Below are 18,074 nucleotides of genomic sequence, written 5' to 3'. Positions count from 1 at the left end.
CAAGTGGTCAGTAGGTGCGCAACCCGACGACCTCGTGCACGGCCTCGATCACCGCGGTGCGCGGCGGCATGCGCAGGACGCCCGGCGCCGGTTCGCCCGCCCAGTGCCAGCCCAGTGCCGAGTCGGAGCTGGGGAGCAGGATGATGCGACCGCCGGGGACCACGGTGACCCCGTGACCGGCGAGACAGCGCCGGACCGCGACCTCGACCGGCCGAGCGGGGCTCGGGGGCGTGACGAGAAAGGTCCATGTGCGCTCGCCCGGATCGGCGATGACGGGTGCGGTGTGGTTGCGGTCCAATTGGACGAGCACCTTGCGACCCAGTTCCGGCGGCATGACGATCGCGCCCATGATGGAGCCGGTGGTTATCGTCGGGCGTCCGGCCAGCAACTGAACCGGAAGCCCGTAGGTATGCCGCAGCAGATGCGCGACTTCCTGGGGGTCGTGACAGCCCTCGAACATCGCTTTACTCCGCATCGCAGTAGCCGAATTCGGTCGAAACGAGAGGCTTTCGGGGTAGCAACCCGCGCTGGTCGCGCATCCGTGTTCCGGCGTTCGCGGGCAGAGCGCTGACCTGGCGTAGCGGTCGAATCGCGCGGTGGCGCGCCGGTCGCGTGGTCTGTGCACCAGGCCGCCACGCGCGATCGGCGCGCCCGGCCTGCAAGGTGTTCTTCGGCATGGTTTTCATTGCCGCCGCCCTTTGCATTCAAAGTTGCAGAAAGGCAACGGTATTCCAACCAGCAGCGAACGAGTCGTACGCAATGTCCCACTTCGGTAGTCCCAGATAACATAGCGTCGTACTCTGAAACCCAGATTTAACAAAAGGACTTGGGTATGGACGAATCGTCGATCGGAGTTCGGATCCGCCAGTTCCGCGGGAAGGCGCTCACGCAGCGCCAGCTCGCCGATCAGGCGGGTGTCAGCGTGGATCTGGTGCGCAAACTCGAGCAGGGTGGCCGCCAAACCGCCTCCATCGCCAGCTTGCAGAAGATCGCGCGCGCCTTGGACGTGGATATCGCCGATCTGATCGGCAAGCGCCAAGGCGTGCCGTCCACCAATCCGGACGCGGGCATCGTGGCCATCCGCCGCGCGCTGACGCCGGTAGACGACCTGCTCGGCGAGACAAGGGAAGACGAGGCGGTCAGCCTCGACGACGGCCGGCGCTCGGTCGAATACGCTTGGGGCGCTTACTGGTCGGGCCGCTACGAGCTGCTGACCTCGATCCTTCCGCCGGGATTGACCCAGCTGCGCGCCACCGTGCACGCCGCGCGCAACGGTTCGGTCGCACCCGCCAACGAGTTGCTGGCCCGGATGTACTGGGTAACCGGATGCACGCTGGTGCATCTCGGCCAGACCGATCCGGCGTTCCTGGCCATCCGGCAGGCGCTCGCCGCCGCCGAGCTGGGCAACGATCCCCTACTGCTGGCCACCATCCGCGGTTCGGTGGCCTGGCAGTTGCTGGTGCAGGGCCGCTACGACGAGTCGCGCGGCGTGGCGCTGAACGCGGCCGCGACCCTGGAGCCCTCCGGCGACGTCACGCCAACGCATCTGTCCGCCTACGGCTCGCTGGTGTTGCAGGGCGCGACCGCGGCGGGCCGGGCCCAGGACGTGCACGACGCCTTGTCCCTGGTGGAAGCGGCGAGCGAGGTGGCCCTGCGGATCGGCACGGACCGGCAGGACTACGAGACCTATTTCGGCCCTTCCCAGGTCGTCATGCAGACGGTCGATGTCAACATCTCCTCCGAGCGCTACCCGGAGGCGCTGGCCGCGGCCAAGGACATGCCGGTCAACGGCAGTCTCCCGCAGGCATCCCGGGCGCGGCACCTCGCCGACACGGCGGTCGCGCTGACCCGCACCGGCCGGCACCAGCGCGCGCTGGACGCCTTGCTGACCGCGGAACGGGTGGGCGGCGCGGACTGGCTGAAATACCAGTCGCTGCCGCGCCACATCGTGTCCGAACTGCTCGACCACGACCGCAAGGTGCCGCTGCGCGCGTTCGCCCGCCGGATCGGGGTCAACACCTAGCCCGCCGGTCGTTCCCCGGCTCGTTCGATCACCTCGTCCAGCACCTCGCGCGAGCGCAGGAGATCATTGATGGTGCGGGTGATCCGTTCGCGCTCGGTGTGCAGCTCGTCGACCAGCGCGGGCGTGGCGTACTCGTTGGGACCGCCGTCCGCATCGCGCATGCAGGGCAGGATTCGCGCGATCTTCTTGCTGGTGAGTCCCGCCGCGAGCAACTCTTGGATGTGGATGACCCGGTCCACCGCGCGCTCCGGATAGTCGCGGTGACCGCCGCTCGTGCGGTCGGAGGCCAGCATGCCCTGCTCCTCGTAATAGCGCAGCGACCGTTCGCTCACGCCGGTGCGCTCGGCGAGTTCCCCGATTCGCATCCTCACCTGGCCTTTCGCCTTCGGGCTTGAATCTCACATTGATGTCAAGTTTTACCGTACCAACATGACGAACGCAGCGGCTTCCGATCTCTTCCAGCCCACGACCCTCGGCTCCCTCGCGCTGCCGCACCGCCTGGTGATGGCGCCGATGACCCGTAACCGCGCCGCGGCCGACGGCACGCCGTCCCAGATCATGGCGACCTACTACGCACAGCGCGCGAGCGCCGGCCTGATCATCGCCGAGGCGACCACGCCGAACCGGGTGGGTCAGACCTACGCCGACATTCCCGGCATCTACACCGACGCGCATGTGGCGGGCTGGCGAGCGGTGACCGGCGCCGTCGCGGCGGCGGGCGGGCGAATGTTCCTGCAACTCCAGCACGGCGGCCGGGTCGGCCATCCGGACAACAGCGGGCTGCACCCGGTCGCGCCCTCGCCGGTTCCGTTGCCCGAGCCCATCCACACTCCTAGCGGCGCGCAGGATGCCGTCGTCCCGCTGGAGATGACCACCGCCGATATCGAGGCCACCATCGCCGATTTCGCGTCCGCGGCGGAAAACGCGATCGCGGCGGGATTCGCCGGAGTCGAGGTGCACAGCGCGAACGGCTACCTGCTGCACCAATTCCTGGCGCAGAACACCAACCAGCGCACCGACTCCTACGGCGGGTCGGTGGCCAACCGCATCCGATTCACCGTGGCGGTGGTCGAGGCGGTCGCCGACGCGATCGGCGCCGAGCGCGTCGGCGTGCGGATCTCCCCCGGAGTGTCCGTCAACGGCATCGATGAGGGCGACACCGAGGACATCTACCCCGCACTCGTCTCGGCGCTGGCCGGCAAGGGCCTCGCCTACCTGCACTACGTCTTCGCCGACTCCGAACAGCCCCTGTTCCAACGGGTTCGGGCGCTGTGGCCGGGGGCCCTCATCGCCAACCCGAATCTGGGCTGGGGCGTCCCGCTGCCCGAGGACGGCGGCCGGGAAGCCGCGCAGCGCCTGCTCGCAGGCGGTGCGGACGCGATCTCGCTGGGCCGTTCCTTCCTGGCCAACCCCGATCTGGTCGAGCGGCTGCGCACCGGCGCACCACTCAACCCGGTGCGCGACGCGCATCTGATGTACGTGGGCGGCGCGGAAGGCTACACCGACTACCCGACGCTCGACCTGACTCCCACGGCGGGCTGACCAGCCGCTCAGCGCCCCATCAACCGACGCCACTGCGCCATGAACGGATGCTTCGCGGTGACCGAGCCGAATCGGATCTTGCCGTGCACCACCAGGTGCAGGGCGCCCAGCGGCGGCCCGGTGCGGACCTTGTTGTTCACGCTGGAACCGATCAGCTCCAGCCCGTTCAGGTCGACGGTGGCCTCCGCGGGCACGATCAGATTGATCGAACCGGCGAAGTCGTCGACCCGCAGCTCGACCACCTGGGTCGACATGATCGCCTCGGTGAAGTCCAAGGTGACCCCGGACAGCCAGTTGTTCAGATACAGGGTGGGCGGCACCTGCCACGGGCCGCGGCGGCTCACCCCGGACAACCGCGAACGGATCACGTTGCTCGCGCCGTTCGAGCCGGACGCCTGCCTGGTGAAGGCGGGCGAGGAGTTCACGAACGTCGACGGCGGCGCGGCTGGCTGCCCCACCAGGCGGACGCCGGGCAGATCGATGAGGACGGCGTTCAATTCGCCGCGGGTCTTGGCGGCCAGCGCGGTGTCCATCCGCTCGGTGAACTCACCGAGCGAGAGCATGCCGAGGCCGACCGCGCGCTGTAGCAGCTGACCGACGTGTTCCCGCTCGGCGTCCGACACGCGCAGTTCCCGGTCGCCCACCGCGCCGCCGGAGCCGACCGCATTCGATACCGATTCGGGCCCACCCATGCGATCGAGGTTACCCAGCGGACAGCCACGACCGCATCAGGGCGATCCCTGATTCGAGAGCACCTTCCGGACTACTCGAGCCCCTGTTCGATGGCGTACCGAGTCAATTCGACCCGGTTCGCCAGCTGGAGTTTGCGTAACGTCGCCTGCACATGGTTCTCCACGGTGCGGTGACTCAATCCCAGCCGCGTCGCGATCTGCTTGGCGGACAGCCCTTTCGCCACCATCCGCAGCACCTCGGTCTCGCGCTCGGTCAGCGCGGGCCGGTGCGGCTCGTCGGGACGCACGGGCGTGGTCGCCATCCGCCGGTACTCGCCGAGCACGAGTCCGGCCAGCCCCGGTGTGAACACCGCTTGGCCGGCCGCGGTGGCGCGCACCGCGTCGATGAGCTCGGCCGCCGACGCGCTCTTGACCAGGTAACCCGAGGCGCCCGCCTTGATGGCGTCGAGCACGTCGTCACGCTCGGCTGATGCCGAGAGCACCAGCACCCGGCTCTGCGGCGACACCCGCAGCACCTCGGCCGTCGCCTGTGCCCCGTTGCCGTCGGCCAGCTGCATGTCCATCAGCACCACGTCCGGCCGCACCGCCGCGGCGCGCCTGCTCGCCGCGGCGACACCGTCGGCCGTGGCCGTCACCCGGAATCCGGCTTCGGAGAGATCGCGGGAGACACCATCCCGCCACATCGGGTGGTCGTCCACCACCATCACCGAAATGGACCCGGCCGTCTGGTCCGCCATCAGCGCCTCCGTCTTCGCTCATGCCCGCGCCTCGCCAACGCTCGCTCATCTGGGCACCCGGAATTCCCATTCGGTGCCGAATCCGACCCCGCCATCGATCTCGGTGAGCAGGTCCGCACTGCCGCCGAGTGCCGCGATCCGCCCCACGATGGACCGGGAAACTCCCATGCGCCCTTCGGCTTCCGCCTCGGCCAGCCTTCCTGGCGGGATGCCTACGCCGTCGTCGCGCACGCTGATCACCACTTCGTCGCCGGTGTCCTCCAGCAACACATATGCTCTCGCATCCGGCCCGGCGTGCAGCTCCACATTGGACAACGCCGTGGCCACGGCAGAGGTGATCTCGTTCGCCATCCAGCGGCCGACCCGCACCGGATCGCCGGGCGTGGACACCGACACCGTCGGCGTGGACTGCGCGGTCAGCAGTGGCCGCAGGTCGACCTCGGCTCCGCCCGCGTCCCGGTGATCGGCCTGCTCGGTGATCAGCACGCGCAGCGCCACCTCCTGTTCACCGGCGCGCAGGGCCAATTCCTCCGTGGGTCCGCCGATTTCGCTGCCCCGGCGCTTGATGTAGCTGAGCACCTGCAACACGCCGTCGTGCACCTCGCGCGACAGCCGTTCGCGCTCCTCGGCCGCCGCGGTCAGGCGCACGGCCTGCTCCAGCTGGTCCTGGGCGCGGCGCGCGGTGTTGGCGGCCAAGCCGAGTGCGAGACCCACCGAGACGAGCACCGGCACCGTCGCGTCCGCCCACACGTCCTCACCCCACTGATCGCGCACCGTCAGCGACACCGCGGCGATCAAGGCTCCGGACAGCACGCCCGCGAACGGTCCGCGCAGGATCGCCGCGCCGATCACGGCGTTGGTGGCCCACAGCGTGGTGGGCAGCGTCTGGTGCCCGTGATACCAGTCGTAGTCGGCGACCAGGCGGGTCGCGGCCATCAGCCCGATCACGACCACGTGATCGCCGATCACCACCCAAGTGCGCAGCCGCGCCACCTCGGGGAAATGCCACTGCGACAGCATGATCGCCGAAGCGCCCGACCACACCGCCATCAACGCGATGAGCACCCAGCTCAACCGCTGGTTCGTGTAGTACGGCACCGAAGCGATCTGCTGGCCGACCGCGTACAGCAGCGTGACCAGCCGCAACGCCTGCGCGGCCCGCCACAGCGGTGTGGTCGCCACGTCGGCCGAGCGCAGCTCAGCCCTTCGTCGTGCCGTCGCCGGCTTGCGCGCCGTCATCGGACTCCGCCTTCCGCTGCGCCGACTCCGTGGCCTGCTTCTTGGTCGCCTCGATCAGCGTCGCGGCCACGTCGAACCGGCCGGGCTCGGGCCGATCCGGTTCGGCCGAATACAGCCCGTGATGGTCCTCGCCGGTCTGCAGCTCCCCGTACAGTTCCTCGGGGCCTTCCAGCAACGACCGGATCGCCGTGTTCATCACGGCCACGAACGGCACCGCCAGCAGACCGCCCGCGATCCCGCCGATCACCACGCCCGCCGTGATCGCCAGCACCACGGCCAGCGGGTGGATACTGACCGCCCGCCCCAGCAGCAGCGGTTGCAGCACATGGCCCTCGAGCTGCATCACGGCGATGATGATGCCGAGCACGATCAGGGCGGTGACCAGCCCTTTGGTCACCAGCGCGATGAACACCGCGATGAATCCGGCCAGGAACGCGCCGATGATCGGGATGAACGCGCCGATGAACACCAGCGAGGCCAGCGGCAACGCCAAAGGCACACCGAGAATGGCCAGACCGGCGCCGATGCCGATGGCGTCCACCGCCGCGACCACGACCGTCGCGCGGACGAACCCGACCAGCGTGCCGAACCCGAGCCGCCCGGCGGTGCGGACCCGCTCGCGATGGTCGGTGGGCACGATCCTGGTGACGAACTCCCAGATCTGATCGCCGCCGTAGAGGAAGAAGATCAGGATGAACAGCGTCAGGAAGGTGCCGGTCAGCAATTCGCCGATCACAGTGGCGGTGGTGAGCGCCCCGCTGGTCAGACTGTCCTGATTGGACTGGATCGCCTTGACGATGGCGTCGCCCACGTTGCGGATCTGCTCGTTGCTCAGATGCAGCCTGCCGTTGATCAGCCAGTCCTGGATCTGGTGGATGCTGTCGGTGAACTTGTTCGACAGCTGCGGCACACCGGCGACGAACTGTTCCACGACGAAGGTCATGATGCCCGCGACCACGCCGATCGACCCGACCAGCGCGACGAAGACACCCACCGAGCGCGGCACGCCCAATCGCTGCATCCAGTCCACCAGCGGCGCGAGCAACGCCGCCGCGAGCAGCGCGATGGCCAGCGGGATGACCACGGTCGCCAATTTCTGCACGATCGCCGTGACCGCGAGCCCCAGCGCGAACAGCACCAGCAGCCGCCAGCCCCACTCCGCCGATACCCGGACGATCGGGTGCACCGTCTCCGCCGCGGGCCGCGACAGCGTGATTTTCCGCTCTGGACTTGGCTTCGGGTCGGTCACCTCCGTGAGCCTAACGGGTGCTGTCGGACGTAGTCCGTCTTCAGCTCGCGCATGGCCGGAGCGAAGGCGGAGGTACGCCTAACGGGTGCTGTCGGACGTAGTCCGTCCTTCGCCCGCGCATGGCCGGAGCGAAGGCGGAGGTACGCCTGATCGGCCCGGCCGTAGCCTGTCGGCCTTCACCGGCGGTCAGCGCCGCGGACAGGCCGACGGGACCGGAACGCTAGATTGGACCCCGTGTCGGCGCCTCTGGAAGCGGTCAAACAGACCATGCGAACGCGCTGGCCGCTGTACCTGACATCGATGCTGCTGGCGAACGCTTTCGGCGCGGTTCTGGTGTGGGCCTTCATCCAGTACGGACTACCCGTCCCCGAGGGCGAGCCAACCGGTGCCAGGAGCACCGGCCTGCTGATTCCGGCCGTCGTCTTCGTGGCGGGCGGCCTGCTCAGCATGGCCGCGTCCGCGCTGATGCTGCGCCCGGTGATGCGCTGGCAGATGCGCGGCGGACCGCCGAGCCGCCAGGAGCAGATGGCCGCGCTGCACGCACCGCTGCGCCAGGCGATCCTGCACCTCGCGCTGTGGCTGATCGGCGGAGCCGTGCTGGCCGCGCTGATCATCAGGGACACTCCCGCGCTGGCGGGCGCGGTCATCGTCACCGAGTGCATGGCCGCGACCATCGTGTTCGGCTTCACCTACATGCTGGGTGAGCGCATCCTGCGCCCGGTGGCGGCCCAAGCTCTGACCGAGGGCACCTTCGACCACACCCTCACCCCCGGCGTCGGCACCAGGATGGGGATGACCTGGGGTATGGGCACCTTCGCCCCCACCATCGCCATCGTGCTGTTGTGCGTGACCCAGATCTCCTCGGACGTGAAGTTCTCCGCCCAGTCGCTGGCCATCTCCATCCTGCTGCTGTGCGGCGTGGTGATCATGCAGGCGCTCGCTCTGTCCATGCTCACCGGTTCGAGCATCTCCGACCCGGTGCGCCAGCTCAGCCAGGCCATCGACCGGGTCCAGGCCGGGGCGCGGGACGTGCAGGTCGAGGTCTTCGACGGCAGTGAGATCGGCCTGTTGCAGGTCGGCTTCAACCGGATGATGGAGGAGGCGGCCAAGCGCCGTCAGCTGCAGGAACTGTTCGGTCAGCACGTCGGCGAAGAGGTGGCGCAGCGGGCGCTGGACTACGGCACCGAACTCGGCGGCGAGACCCGGTTCGTCGCGGTGCTGTTCGTCGACATGGTCGGGTCCACCGCCACCGCGGCAGAGCGGCCGCCCACCGAGGTGGTGAGCCTGCTCAACGAGTTCTTCCGCATCGTGGTCGATGTGATCGACCGCCACCACGGCTTCGTCAACAAATTCGTCGGCGACGCGGCGCTGGCCATCTTCGGCGCGCCGCTGGACCGCCCGGACGCGCCGACCGCCGCGCTCGCCGCCGCGCGCGAATTGCGCGAGACCCTGCGGGAAGTTCCCGGCCTGGACATCGGCATCGGTGTTTCGGCGGGACTGGCCGTCGCGGGGAACATCGGCGCGGCCAACCGCTTCGAATACACGGTGATCGGGGATCCGGTCAACGAGGCGTCCCGGCTCACCGAGCTGGCCAAAGAACGTCCCGGCCGGACGCTGGCCTCGGGCAGCGCGCTGTATTTCGCCGAGGAGAGCGAGCAGGACCAGTGGGAAACCGGCGACGAGGTACAGCTGCGCGGCAGACGCAGGAAAACGCTTTTGGCCTGGCCACGAGAACGGGCCGACGCGCCCGACGATACCGATGTCGAAACGGCGCGTTCGTTAGGCTGACCGCGTGACGGCCGACGGGGAACGAGCAGACGATCCTGCGCCGCCGCCCACGGCGGGTTCCCGCCGTGGCAGATTCCGCTGGTTGAAATGGGTGCTCGGCGCCGCTCTGCTGGCCCTGCTGATCGCCGAGGGCGTGTACCTCTGGCCGCGGCTCCACGAGTCCTGGCGCAAGCTCACCGAGATCCACTGGGGTTGGCTGGCGGCCGCTATCTGGCTGCAGGCGCTGTCGATGAGTGGATTCGGCGGGGTGCAGAAGCAGTTGCTCAACGCGGGTGGCGTCTCGGTGAGTCAGCGGAAGTCCGTCGCCGTGGTCTACGGTGCGACGGCGATGTCGGTGACCCTGCCGGCGGGCCAGGTGTTCTCCACCACGTTCACCTACCGGCAGACCAGACGCTGGGGCGCCAGTCCGGTCGTCGCCTCCTGGCAGCTGGTGTTCTCGGGCGTGGTGGCCGCGGTGGGGCTAGCGCTGCTCGGCGTCGGCGGCACGCTGCTGGCGGGCGGGCAGATCGGCCCGCTGAAGCTGATCCTCTCGCTGGCCGCCGTCGTCGCGCTGGTGTGGGCGGGCAATCATGTCTCACGCAATCCCGGTTCGCTCGACGCGTTGCTGCGCAACCTGCTGGCGCTGGTCAACCGGCTGCGCAAACGCCCGCCCGAGCACGGCGCCGCCAAGATCGAGGACATGCTCGGTCAGCTGGAGTCGGTCGAGCTCGGCAAGCGCGACGGCGTCTTGGTCACGCTCTGGGCGCTGGTGCATCGTTTCGCCGACGTCGCCTGCCTGGGCGCGGCCTGTTACGCGGTCGGCGCCGATCCGCGCATCGCCGGTCTGCTGCTCGCGTTCGCCGTGGGCAAGGCTGTCGGGTCCATTCCGTTCGCGCCGGGCGGCATCGTCTACGTCGACGCGACGCTGATCTACGGCCTCACCGCCGCCGCGGGTCTGTCCGCCGCGCAGGCGGTCGCCGCGGCGTTCGTCTATCGGATGGTGAGCTTCATCCTGGTGGCTATCGCAGGGTGGATCGTGTTCCTGTTCCTGTTCCGTAGGCCGCAGGCCGACGACGCGGAGTTCGAGAAGGAGTTCGAGCAGCGGCGGCTGTGACGGAAGCCGCGTCCTGGCTGCCGTTACGCTGGCCCGCGTGAGGAAACTGGTGCCCTTCGTGGTCGATGCGCTGCTCGTCGTCGTCTTCTGCGCGATCGGCAGGCGCAGCCACGACGAAGCGGTGCTCGCCGGGCTGCTGCGCACCGTGTGGCCGTTCGCGACGGGATTGGTCGTCGGCTGGCTGGTCGTGGCGCTCCGGTGGCGCGCCGCCGCGGGCGACGCGCGCTTCGACATCACCCCGCTGTGGCCCGCCGGAGTCGTGATCTGGGCGTGCACCTTGGTCGGGGGCATGCTGCTGCGCGTGGTCAGCGGTCAGGGCACAGCGGTCAGCTTCGTGCTGGTCGCCGGTGTGGTGCTCGCGGTGTTCCTGCTCGGCTGGCGCGCGGTGTACAAAGCCGTGCGGTGATCACGGCTCCGGAGTCGCCAGCGCCTGCAACATTCTGGCCGCCATCCGCGCGGTCGCGTCCTTGCTGTCCACGTCGTTGATGTGGATCGCGAAGACCAGATCGCCCATCGACCCGATCAGCCACCCGTCCGGACCCGCGGTCGCGGCGAACGCGGCGACGTCGCGGTAGCGGCGCACGCTCGCCAGTTCCGGGGCGTTCGTGGCGTCGCGCAGCATGCCGCGCAGCCGGTCGGCGGTCTGCGGCGGCAGCGGGTCGAGCCGGGCGTCGGTGGCGCTCGGGCGTCCGGCCTCGATCATCGGCGGCGGCACGGCCCCGCGCGCGATCGCGGCCGCGGCGATGGCCATGCCGTACGGGCTGGCCAGGACAGCGTCCGAACCACCGCCTTGGAGCACCTGCTCGGCGCTGCGCCCCGCGATGGCCAGACGACCGGTCACCTCGTCGAGGCCGGGCACCTTGAAGTCGATGCCGACGCCGAGCGCGGTCGCCGCCTCGGCCGCGTCCTGCACCGAGACATCTTGCGGCGCCTTGTTCTTCGCCGACGCCGCGACGGCGCGGAACAGGTCCATGTTGCCGCCCACCGGATACAGTCCGGTGAACGCCACCGAGCCGTGCTCACTGGCCTGGCTGTTCTGCGCGACCGCCACCACCGCCCCCGTGGACGGCTGGATCGCCACGATCGAGGCCTGCGTGGGCACGCTGACCACCGCGTCCTCGGCGGCACGTTGCAAGCGCTGGTCCATCGTGCCCGCGATGTCCGGTCCCGGCGGACCCTGCTGACCGGCGAGTTGCGTGATGAACCGCCCATCCTGCTCGAACAGCTGCACGCCCCAACCGGAATGCGCTTCCTGACTCTCCTGCTGCACCTTGCGCAGCGCGTCCAGCATCGGCGACCAGACCCGGCGGTCGGCGGAGATCAGCCGTGGCTGCTTCTCCATCACCACGCCGGGTATCGGCGCCATCCGCGGCTCCAGGATCGCGAAGTCCCCCTCGCGCAAGTTCACCGCGATGATCGGCTTGCCCTGCGAGGTGGCCAGCTGCTGCATCAGCGCAGGCCCGGTGATCAGCGGCGCGACCGGCTCGATGGCCTTGGCCAGCGCGTCGGTCGACGCGACCGGGTCGGGCATCTTGGCGGGATCGAGCTTGACGACGTTGATGGTCTGCTCGGTCATCAGCGGTTCACCGGCGATGTCGTTGACCCGTGGCGCCGGCGTCGGATAGGTGCGCACCAGCCGCACCGTCCGGTTGTGCGCCAGCTGCGGCATCACGACCGCGGGCTCCCAGGAGATCCGCCAGCCGATGGCGAGCTTGCGCACGTTGCCCTCGAGACTGTAATTCCAGGTCTTGCGCTCGCCGAAGCTCCACTCGACGTCCATGCTGAAGATCGCCGACTGCGCGTCCAGGCCGATGAACTGGGTCTTGCGGTAGTCGACCTTGGCGCCGTGCAACCCCTCGAACATTTGCTTCAGAGTTGCTGTGGCCGCGATGGGGTACGACGTCAGGTCTGCCGCCTTGGTGTAGTCCTGATCGTCGAGCAGGTCCGTGAAGCGCTCTACGACCGCTTCCGCTTCATTCTGCTTCTCGTGTATCCCGCACGACCCGATCCCGAGCGCGAGCGCCGCCACCCCCATGAGTGCCATTGCGCCGCGAACACGAAAGCGGCGGGATCCCCACACGTCCATGTCGCCCACTCTTCACTCTTGTCACTCCAGTAACAAGACCACCGTACCCGAAAAAGACCAGACCGCGATGCCTCCGTAGCGCGGACGTTACCCATGCTCAGCATCCCAATTCTGCCCCGGGATGACGCATCTCGGGGGGCCTTTCATGATCATCGTCCAGCCCGTTGGCGGCAACCGGCGCCGCTACCGTACCGGCCTTCTCGAAAAGTCGCGCGGTTACTACCCGACTCGACGTTTCGTATCAATAAATACCCCGACGGGTCCGGAGCGAAGCAACCGGACCCTTGTTCGCACTGAGCGCAACTCCCCCGCGTGGTTTGCGACGTAATCTTGTAATCACTGAAAGCAACGCACCACAGTAAGTAGGTGACCCGCCATGAGAAACGCACACCGCGGCCGGGGTTTCGGTCGAACGGGCGGTTGGCAGCAAGCCGACCTGCCGGACCCGTCGGACGTACCGGATTGGTTCGCCGGAAGATTGCCAAATGACTGGTTCACCGGTCCGCCGGTGATCGAGATCGACCGGGACGAGATCGTCGTCATCGGTGAGCTGCCGATTCCGCAGCCGGAGAAGAAGCCGGACGCCGACGATTCCGAAGCCTCGACCGAAGACGTTCCCCGCGCGACCAAGGAGGGAGCGGTCGCCCGGTTCCGCGAGTCCACCCGGCCCGCCCGGATGCAGATCGCGAACGAAGCGCAGCACCGCTACCGGCGCAATGTGGCCTGGGGCGTCTCGGTGGACGGGGAACGGATTCTGTTCACCCACCTGGCCGTGCCCGTGATGACCCGGTTGCGTCAGCCGGAACGCAAGGTGCTCGACACCTTGGTCGACGCCGGCGTCGCCCGTTCCCGCGCCGACGCGCTCGCCTGGACGGTGAAACTGGCGGGCAAGCACGCGGAGACGTGGCTAGAGGAATTGCGCGAAGCCATGCGCAAGGTCGACGACCTGCGTTCGGAAGGCCCGCAGGGGCTGTAGCCGGTCGGGCCCGGCCGGGCGGCGCGGTGTGACGCGGTATCTTGCCGTGCATGGCTGTGACCGCGGACGCGACACCGGGCCCGATCCTGGTTCTCAACGGCCCGAACCTCAACATGCTCGGCACCAGGCAGCCGGAGGTGTACGGGTCGGCGACGCTGGAGGACGTCGTGGAGTTGTGCGAACGGACCGCGGCGAAGTTCGACCGGAAGATCGTCGCCTTCCAGTCCAACTCCGAAGGCACGCTGATCGATCGCATCCACCAGGCGCGCGGCGCCGAGTCGGGCATCGTGATCAACCCCGGCGGCCTCACCCACACCTCGGTGGCGCTCCGCGACGCGCTGGTGATCCCGGAACTCCCGATCGTCGAGGTGCATATCAGCAATGTGCACGCACGCGAGGAGTTCCGGCACCACTCCTACATCTCTCCGATCGCGACCGCCGTGGTCGCGGGAATGGGCATCCAGGGTTACGCCGCCGCCATCGAATTCCTGGCCCGCTCGCGCTGAGCTCACTTCAGCTGGAAGACCGGGAACCCCGGCGCGATGGCGGCGAGTTCCTCATCGGTGGCGTCCTTGGTCACGCCCTCGAAGAACTTGCCGACCTCCCAGCCCCACTTCCGCAGGTAGAGGCGCAGCAGGGGCACCTTGTCGGCATCGGGCACCTCGGTGGCGGTGAACACCTCGACCTTGCGGCCGAGCCGCAACTCGCCCCCGCCCGCCACGCGCAGGTTGCGCACCCACTGCGTGTGCCCGCGCGGCGCGACGAGGAAGCGCTCGCCGTCCTCGCGCACCATCAGGTTCACCATCGTCGTGCGCCATTCCCCGCTCTTGCGCCCGCGCACCGCGAGCAGCCGCGACCCCATCACGCTGATGCCCAGCTTGGGCAGCAGGTTGGCGATCCGGTTGAAGACCGCGTCGAATCCGGCGGGGCCGACGTAGCGGGTGTTGAGGTCCATGACTACTCCCTGTTGTGAGCACTGCTCTCTATAGAGAGAAGTGTTCCACGAAGGGCGCGACAAGTCAAGAGCACTGCTCTCTTCGTGCTTCCGAAGGGCCTATGGGGCCGGGAGGGGTTCGCCGGTTTCCAGGAGGGTTTTGAGGTTGGAGAGGATGCTGGGCCAGCCGGTGGTGATTCCTTCGAGGACTCGGCTGTTCGGTTCGAAGCCGTCGTGGATGACGGTCAGCTTGACGGTCTCGCCCCGAGGCTCTAGTTCGAACGTCACTTTCGAGCGGGGCTCACGGGACCAGGCAGCGACGTCGTCGGGGTTCATGTCGAACGTCTCGGCGAAGGCCGGGTCGAAGGTGTGCCAGGTGTAGGACAAGCGGCGGTACGGTTCGGCCTCCAGCACCACTTGTTCGGGATCCTTGCTGCTCCAGTTCTGTTGGTGCCAAGTCATTTCCGATCCGGGACGCCAGTCCGTGTCGAAGCTCGCGCCCCAGTAGCGGTTGGTGAACGCCGGATCGGTCAGCGCTTGCCAGAGCTTTTCGGCGGTGGTCTTGATGTAGGTCGTGTAGACGAATGCGTTGTCGCCCATGGGTTGTTCCTCCAGTGCTCTCTTCAGGTCGGCGAGCGCGTTCACGCGCTCGCGGTCGTACCGGTCGATCCAGCGTTCGGCGATGGCGTTGATGGGCTCGGCATTGAGGTAGTGCAGTTTTTCCCGGCCACTGCGCCGGGTCGTGATGAGGTTGGCCGCCTCCAGCACCGCGAGATGCTTGCTCACCGACTGGCGGGCCATCGCCAGCCCCGCGCACAACTCCCGCAGTGTCTGACCGTTGCGGGCATTCAGGCTGTCCAGCAGCCGCCGCCTGCTCGGGTCGGCCAGCGCCCGAAACACCTCGTCCATCGCCCACCTTTCCAACATGCAGCCTTGCGGCTGCCTATTTACACCATAGGCAACCACAAGGCTGCATATCAACCCCTGGGAAGCAGAAGACCCCGTCGGGTCCTCGCGTCGACAGTGCGAGGACCCGGCCGACTCCGCGACGTCAGGCGGGGTCGCGCAGCAGGGCGTAGGTGGAAATGGGGGTTCCGGCCCGCTCGCTGGCGGCGATGGCCTTGCGCCACAGCCCCTGGGCGGTGTGCGAGAGGACGGCGTCGACGCCGATTTCCTCGCTCGCGTCGATAACGTGCTGCGCGCCCGCGTCCATCATCTTCAGACTGGCCAATGACGCCCAGCCGCCGTTCTTGTTGGCGACCGAGTGCTCCTCCATGAAGTAGGGGAAGGCGGCGGCCGAGCGGATCGCGAACGGGACGAACGCGGCGACATCGTGACCGGACCGATCGATCATCGCCGTGGCCTGGTCGAAGGCGAGCAACCAGGGATGGAAGATGGTCAGCAGCCCCTGGTAGAAGATCTGGGCCAGGCCGTCGTCCGCGCCGAGGTACTCCTGCGGGCTCAAGGGGCGCAGCAGCTCGGCGTGGGCGTCGAACACCGCACGCGGGCCGCTGTAGAAGATGTAGGACGCCGGATGCGCGATGTTGTCCCCCGCCGACATGACGCCGCCGGAGAGGAACTGCGCGCCGTGCGAGCGGACCCACGCCGCACCCTTTCGCGCCTGCTCCGGCGAGTCGGAGGACAGGTTCGCGATCACCTTGCCGTCGAGGTGGCCGGTCGCCGGACCGAGCACGTCGTACATCGCCGCGTAGTGGGTCAGGCTGAGCACGGTGACCTCGTTGGCATCGAGGGCGGCGGCGACGGTCGCGGCGCGCTTCGCGCCGATTTCGACCATGGCGTCGACTTTCTCGGGGCTGCGGTTCCACACCGTCACCTCGACGCCCGCGGCCAGGAAGGCCCGGACCATCGCCTGCCCCATCGGCCCGAGGCCGACGACGGAGACAGCGCGGGCGGTGGTCTGTTCGGACATGATGTGTCCCTTCGGTTCTCGTCGGTTACTTGCGTCGGCGCCGGAATTCATCGTCGTTCCCGCAGGTAGAGTCGGGAAGACCGAACGTGGAGGTGCGGTTGCTTACCTCGAGGTTCGAAACGAGGTCAGAGGAGCGCGGTGGGCATGAGCAGTGACGCGGATCACGAAGTGTGCGGCATGACGGTCGCGATCGATGTCGTGGGCGGCAAGTGGAAGATGCACCTGATGTGGGTCCTCGGCATCGGCCCCCAGCGCTTCGGCCAGATCCGCAAGCTGCTCGACGGAGTCAGTGAGAAGGTGCTCGCCGAGAACCTGCGTCAGCTCGAGGCCAGCGGTGTGGTGCACCGCGAGGTCTATCCCGAGGTCCCGCCCCGGGTGGAGTACTCGCTCACGCCGCTCGGCGAGGAGTTGGCCGCGGCACTGCGCCCGCTCGAGGAATGGGGCGAACGGCACAAGCACCAACTGGCCGCGAGCACGCTGGCGTCGGCGAGCTAATCCAGCCGGTCGGCGGCGATCCGCGCGCCGACGCGTCGGAGCAGCGACGCCGCCTCGGCCATCGACCGTTCCGGGTCGGGCTCCAGAGCGGCGAGCGCGTAGCAGTCCGCGAAGCCCGCCGCCCGGATCTCGTCGGGCGTGAGCAGCGTGCGGCCCGCCACGGCTATCACCGGGACGTCGGCCTTACGCGCGGCCGCGCACACGCCGACCGGCGCTTTGCCGTGCAAGCTCTGCCGATCGAGCGATCCCTCACCGGTCACCACGAGGGTGGCGGTAGCGAGCAGGGCGGGGAAATCGAGCAGTTCGAGCACGACCTCGATGCCGCTGCGGACCCGCGCGCCCAGCACGGCGAGCGCGCCGAAACCGGTACCGCCCGCCGCGCCCGCGCCGGGCAGCCGCGCGAACTCCGGGCCGACGAGTCGCGCCCAAGTGCCGAGAGCGGATTCGAGGACATCGACCTCGGCGGGCCCTGCGCCCTTCTGCGGCCCGTACACCGCCGCCGCGCCGGTGGGCCCGAGTAGCGGATTGTCGACGTCGCAAGCCAGCGTGAACGTCGTTTCCGCGACGCCGGGGTGCAAGCCGGAACGGTCGAGACGCGCGGCACGGGTGAGGACCGCTCCGCCGCGCGGCAATTCCCGTGCGTCGGCATCGAGCACGCGGACGCCGAGCGCCTGCACCATGCCCGCGCCGCCGTCGGTGGAGGCGCTGCCACCGAGACCGAGCACGATATCGGTCGCGCCGTGCTCCATGGCATGCGCCAGCACGACGCCGAGCCCGTATGTGCTCGCGCCCAACGGGTCCAGTCGACGCTCGGGCAAAATCGACAGTCCGACCACGGATGCCAGTTCGACGACCGCGGTCGCACCGTGCCGGGCATAGGATGTGCGACGCGGAACCCCCGTCGGCCCCGGAGCCGTCACCTCCACCCGCGCCCAACCAGCCGCGACGAACGCCTCGACCGTGCCGTCACCGCCGTCTGCGACCGGCAGCTGCCGGATCTCGGTCTCCGGCGCGCTCCGCCGCAAACCGTCAGCCAGCGCCGCCGCCACCTCGGGCGCGGCGAGCGACCCCTTGAACTTGTCCGGAGCGAGGATGACTCGCGCAGCGGGTGTCATCCCCACATTCTCGGACGCGACCGGGCCGGTCGCACCACGACACATCCGCCACAGCCGTCGTCTTCGCCGACCTCGGACAAGCGTGGACTCCGCACACGAAAGCGGTGAACAGTGTCCTGACCGGCGGATATCGCTGAACTGCGCGACGTGAAATCGCACCGGCGTCGACGGGCAA

19 protein-coding genes are annotated in these 18,074 nt (G+C 68.7%); 8 read left to right on the top strand and 11 right to left on the bottom strand.

What is annotated here, in order from left to right:
* Positions 1–7: 7 nt before the first annotated feature.
* Positions 8–475 (bottom strand): hypothetical protein, encoded by a 468-nt coding sequence (locus ACIHAX_RS06895; protein ID WP_355071326.1) that lies wholly within the window; start codon positions 473–475, stop codon positions 8–10.
* A gap of 357 nt (positions 476–832) precedes the next feature.
* On the opposite strand from ACIHAX_RS06895, the gene ACIHAX_RS06890 reads away from it, so the two are divergent.
* Positions 833–2,023, top strand: coding sequence for a helix-turn-helix domain-containing protein (locus tag ACIHAX_RS06890; protein ID WP_397276216.1), 1,191 nt, complete (start codon positions 833–835; stop codon positions 2,021–2,023).
* Here the strand turns inward: ACIHAX_RS06890 and ACIHAX_RS06885 are convergent.
* Positions 2,020–2,388 (bottom strand): MerR family transcriptional regulator, encoded by a 369-nt coding sequence (locus tag ACIHAX_RS06885; RefSeq protein ID WP_355072089.1) that lies wholly within the window; start codon positions 2,386–2,388, stop codon positions 2,020–2,022. The two genes, ACIHAX_RS06890 and ACIHAX_RS06885, sit on opposite strands and share 4 nt — an antisense overlap.
* A 64-nt stretch (positions 2,389–2,452) precedes the next feature.
* On the opposite strand from ACIHAX_RS06885, the gene ACIHAX_RS06880 reads away from it, so the two are divergent.
* Positions 2,453–3,565 carry an alkene reductase gene (locus tag ACIHAX_RS06880; protein WP_397276214.1) on the top strand — a complete coding sequence of 371 codons (1,113 nt, stop codon included), beginning with the start codon at positions 2,453–2,455 and terminating at the stop codon, positions 3,563–3,565.
* Between the two features lie 8 nt (positions 3,566–3,573).
* Here ACIHAX_RS06880 and ACIHAX_RS06875 read toward each other — a convergent pair whose 3' ends face one another.
* From ACIHAX_RS06875 to ACIHAX_RS06860, 4 genes are all read right to left on the bottom strand, one after another.
* Entirely contained in the window at positions 3,574–4,209 is a 636-nt protein-coding gene (locus tag ACIHAX_RS06875) for a DUF1707 domain-containing protein (protein ID WP_356963483.1), read from the bottom strand.
* Between the two features lie 119 nt (positions 4,210–4,328).
* A complete protein-coding gene (locus ACIHAX_RS06870) occupies positions 4,329–4,994 on the bottom strand; it encodes a response regulator (protein WP_397276212.1) in 666 nt (221 codons plus the stop codon).
* Positions 4,995–5,039: 45 nt separating this feature from the next.
* Positions 5,040–6,233 carry a MacS family sensor histidine kinase gene (gene macS, locus ACIHAX_RS06865; RefSeq protein WP_356962996.1) on the bottom strand — a complete coding sequence of 398 codons (1,194 nt, stop codon included), beginning with the start codon at positions 6,231–6,233 and terminating at the stop codon, positions 5,040–5,042.
* The gene (locus ACIHAX_RS06860) at positions 6,193–7,482 is read right to left on the bottom strand and encodes an AI-2E family transporter (RefSeq protein ID WP_397276210.1); all 1,290 of its coding nucleotides are present in this window, start codon (positions 7,480–7,482) and stop codon (positions 6,193–6,195) included. Before ACIHAX_RS06860 ends, macS begins: the two co-directional genes overlap by 41 nt.
* A gap of 267 nt (positions 7,483–7,749) precedes the next feature.
* Between ACIHAX_RS06860 and ACIHAX_RS06855 the strand changes: the two genes are divergently transcribed.
* From ACIHAX_RS06855 to ACIHAX_RS06845, 3 genes are read left to right on the top strand one after another with little or no spacing between them, the layout of a single operon-like run.
* The gene (locus ACIHAX_RS06855; RefSeq protein ID WP_355072083.1) at positions 7,750–9,270 is read left to right on the top strand and encodes an adenylate/guanylate cyclase domain-containing protein; all 1,521 of its coding nucleotides are present in this window, start codon (positions 7,750–7,752) and stop codon (positions 9,268–9,270) included.
* A 4-nt stretch (positions 9,271–9,274) separates the two neighbouring features.
* Complete coding sequence (locus ACIHAX_RS06850; RefSeq protein ID WP_397276208.1) at positions 9,275–10,363, top strand: YbhN family protein; 1,089 nt, start codon at positions 9,275–9,277, stop codon at positions 10,361–10,363.
* 37 nt (positions 10,364–10,400) lie between these two features.
* A complete protein-coding gene (locus ACIHAX_RS06845; protein ID WP_356963000.1) occupies positions 10,401–10,769 on the top strand; it encodes a DUF3054 domain-containing protein in 369 nt (122 codons plus the stop codon).
* Here ACIHAX_RS06845 and ACIHAX_RS06840 read toward each other — a convergent pair whose 3' ends face one another.
* On the bottom strand, positions 10,770–12,407 hold the full coding sequence (locus ACIHAX_RS06840) for an NTF2-like N-terminal transpeptidase domain-containing protein (protein WP_379249358.1): 1,638 nt from the start codon (positions 12,405–12,407) through the stop codon (positions 10,770–10,772).
* Positions 12,408–12,825: 418 nt separating this feature from the next.
* On the opposite strand from ACIHAX_RS06840, the gene ACIHAX_RS06835 reads away from it, so the two are divergent.
* Positions 12,826–13,425 (top strand): hypothetical protein, encoded by a 600-nt coding sequence (locus ACIHAX_RS06835; protein WP_355071314.1) that lies wholly within the window; start codon positions 12,826–12,828, stop codon positions 13,423–13,425.
* A gap of 50 nt (positions 13,426–13,475) precedes the next feature.
* Positions 13,476–13,931 (top strand): type II 3-dehydroquinate dehydratase, encoded by a 456-nt coding sequence (aroQ, locus tag ACIHAX_RS06830; RefSeq protein ID WP_397276205.1) that lies wholly within the window; start codon positions 13,476–13,478, stop codon positions 13,929–13,931.
* Between the two features lie 2 nt (positions 13,932–13,933).
* Here the strand turns inward: aroQ and ACIHAX_RS06825 are convergent, their stop codons facing one another.
* From ACIHAX_RS06825 to ACIHAX_RS06815, 3 genes are all read right to left on the bottom strand, one after another.
* A complete protein-coding gene (locus ACIHAX_RS06825) occupies positions 13,934–14,380 on the bottom strand; it encodes a nitroreductase family deazaflavin-dependent oxidoreductase (protein WP_355071310.1) in 447 nt (148 codons plus the stop codon).
* Positions 14,381–14,479: 99 nt separating this feature from the next.
* The gene (locus ACIHAX_RS06820; RefSeq protein WP_355072081.1) at positions 14,480–15,268 is read right to left on the bottom strand and encodes a metalloregulator ArsR/SmtB family transcription factor; all 789 of its coding nucleotides are present in this window, start codon (positions 15,266–15,268) and stop codon (positions 14,480–14,482) included.
* A 142-nt stretch (positions 15,269–15,410) separates the two neighbouring features.
* A complete protein-coding gene (locus ACIHAX_RS06815; protein WP_364424773.1) occupies positions 15,411–16,289 on the bottom strand; it encodes an NAD(P)-binding domain-containing protein in 879 nt (292 codons plus the stop codon).
* A 144-nt stretch (positions 16,290–16,433) separates the two neighbouring features.
* Here ACIHAX_RS06815 and ACIHAX_RS06810 point away from each other — a divergent pair, with 144 nt between their 5' ends.
* On the top strand, positions 16,434–16,784 hold the full coding sequence (locus ACIHAX_RS06810; protein WP_379249368.1) for a winged helix-turn-helix transcriptional regulator: 351 nt from the start codon (positions 16,434–16,436) through the stop codon (positions 16,782–16,784).
* On the opposite strand, the gene ACIHAX_RS06805 is transcribed toward ACIHAX_RS06810, so the two are convergent.
* Positions 16,781–17,899: a glycerate kinase gene (locus tag ACIHAX_RS06805; protein WP_397276202.1), complete on the bottom strand. Its 1,119-nt coding sequence runs from the start codon at positions 17,897–17,899 to the stop codon at positions 16,781–16,783. The two genes, ACIHAX_RS06810 and ACIHAX_RS06805, sit on opposite strands and share 4 nt — an antisense overlap.
* Positions 17,900–18,074 lie beyond the last annotated feature (175 nt).

The sequence above is a fragment of the Nocardia sp. NPDC051929 genome (genome assembly GCF_044548645.1).
In the GTDB taxonomy this organism is placed as follows: Bacteria; Actinomycetota; Actinomycetes; order Mycobacteriales; family Mycobacteriaceae; genus Nocardia; species Nocardia sichangensis.
Note: the sequence above shows the minus strand (reverse complement) of the source record. Positions and strands in the feature narration are given on the sequence as shown.

What these genes read in the sequence shown, in the direction of transcription:
- ACIHAX_RS06895 (WP_355071326.1), bottom strand. Translation starts at nt 475, where the DNA reads ATGCGGAGTAAAGCGATGTTCGAGGGCTGTCACGACCCCCAGGAAGTC.
- ACIHAX_RS06890 (WP_397276216.1), top strand. Translation starts at nt 833, where the DNA reads ATGGACGAATCGTCGATCGGAGTTCGGATCCGCCAGTTCCGCGGGAAG.
- ACIHAX_RS06885 (WP_355072089.1), bottom strand. Translation starts at nt 2,388, where the DNA reads ATGCGAATCGGGGAACTCGCCGAGCGCACCGGCGTGAGCGAACGGTCG.
- ACIHAX_RS06880 (WP_397276214.1), top strand. Translation starts at nt 2,453, where the DNA reads ATGACGAACGCAGCGGCTTCCGATCTCTTCCAGCCCACGACCCTCGGC.
- ACIHAX_RS06870 (WP_397276212.1), bottom strand. Translation starts at nt 4,994, where the DNA reads ATGGCGGACCAGACGGCCGGGTCCATTTCGGTGATGGTGGTGGACGAC.
- macS (WP_356962996.1), bottom strand. Translation starts at nt 6,233, where the DNA reads ATGACGGCGCGCAAGCCGGCGACGGCACGACGAAGGGCTGAGCTGCGC.
- ACIHAX_RS06855 (WP_355072083.1), top strand. Translation starts at nt 7,750, where the DNA reads ATGCGAACGCGCTGGCCGCTGTACCTGACATCGATGCTGCTGGCGAAC.
- ACIHAX_RS06840 (WP_379249358.1), bottom strand. Translation starts at nt 12,407, where the DNA reads ATGGCACTCATGGGGGTGGCGGCGCTCGCGCTCGGGATCGGGTCGTGC.
- ACIHAX_RS06835 (WP_355071314.1), top strand. Translation starts at nt 12,826, where the DNA reads ATGAGAAACGCACACCGCGGCCGGGGTTTCGGTCGAACGGGCGGTTGG.
- aroQ (WP_397276205.1), top strand. Translation starts at nt 13,476, where the DNA reads ATGGCTGTGACCGCGGACGCGACACCGGGCCCGATCCTGGTTCTCAAC.
- ACIHAX_RS06825 (WP_355071310.1), bottom strand. Translation starts at nt 14,380, where the DNA reads ATGGACCTCAACACCCGCTACGTCGGCCCCGCCGGATTCGACGCGGTC.
- ACIHAX_RS06820 (WP_355072081.1), bottom strand. Translation starts at nt 15,268, where the DNA reads ATGGACGAGGTGTTTCGGGCGCTGGCCGACCCGAGCAGGCGGCGGCTG.
- ACIHAX_RS06815 (WP_364424773.1), bottom strand. Translation starts at nt 16,289, where the DNA reads ATGTCCGAACAGACCACCGCCCGCGCTGTCTCCGTCGTCGGCCTCGGG.
- ACIHAX_RS06810 (WP_379249368.1), top strand. Translation starts at nt 16,434, where the DNA reads ATGAGCAGTGACGCGGATCACGAAGTGTGCGGCATGACGGTCGCGATC.
- ACIHAX_RS06805 (WP_397276202.1), bottom strand. Translation starts at nt 17,899, where the DNA reads ATGACACCCGCTGCGCGAGTCATCCTCGCTCCGGACAAGTTCAAGGGG.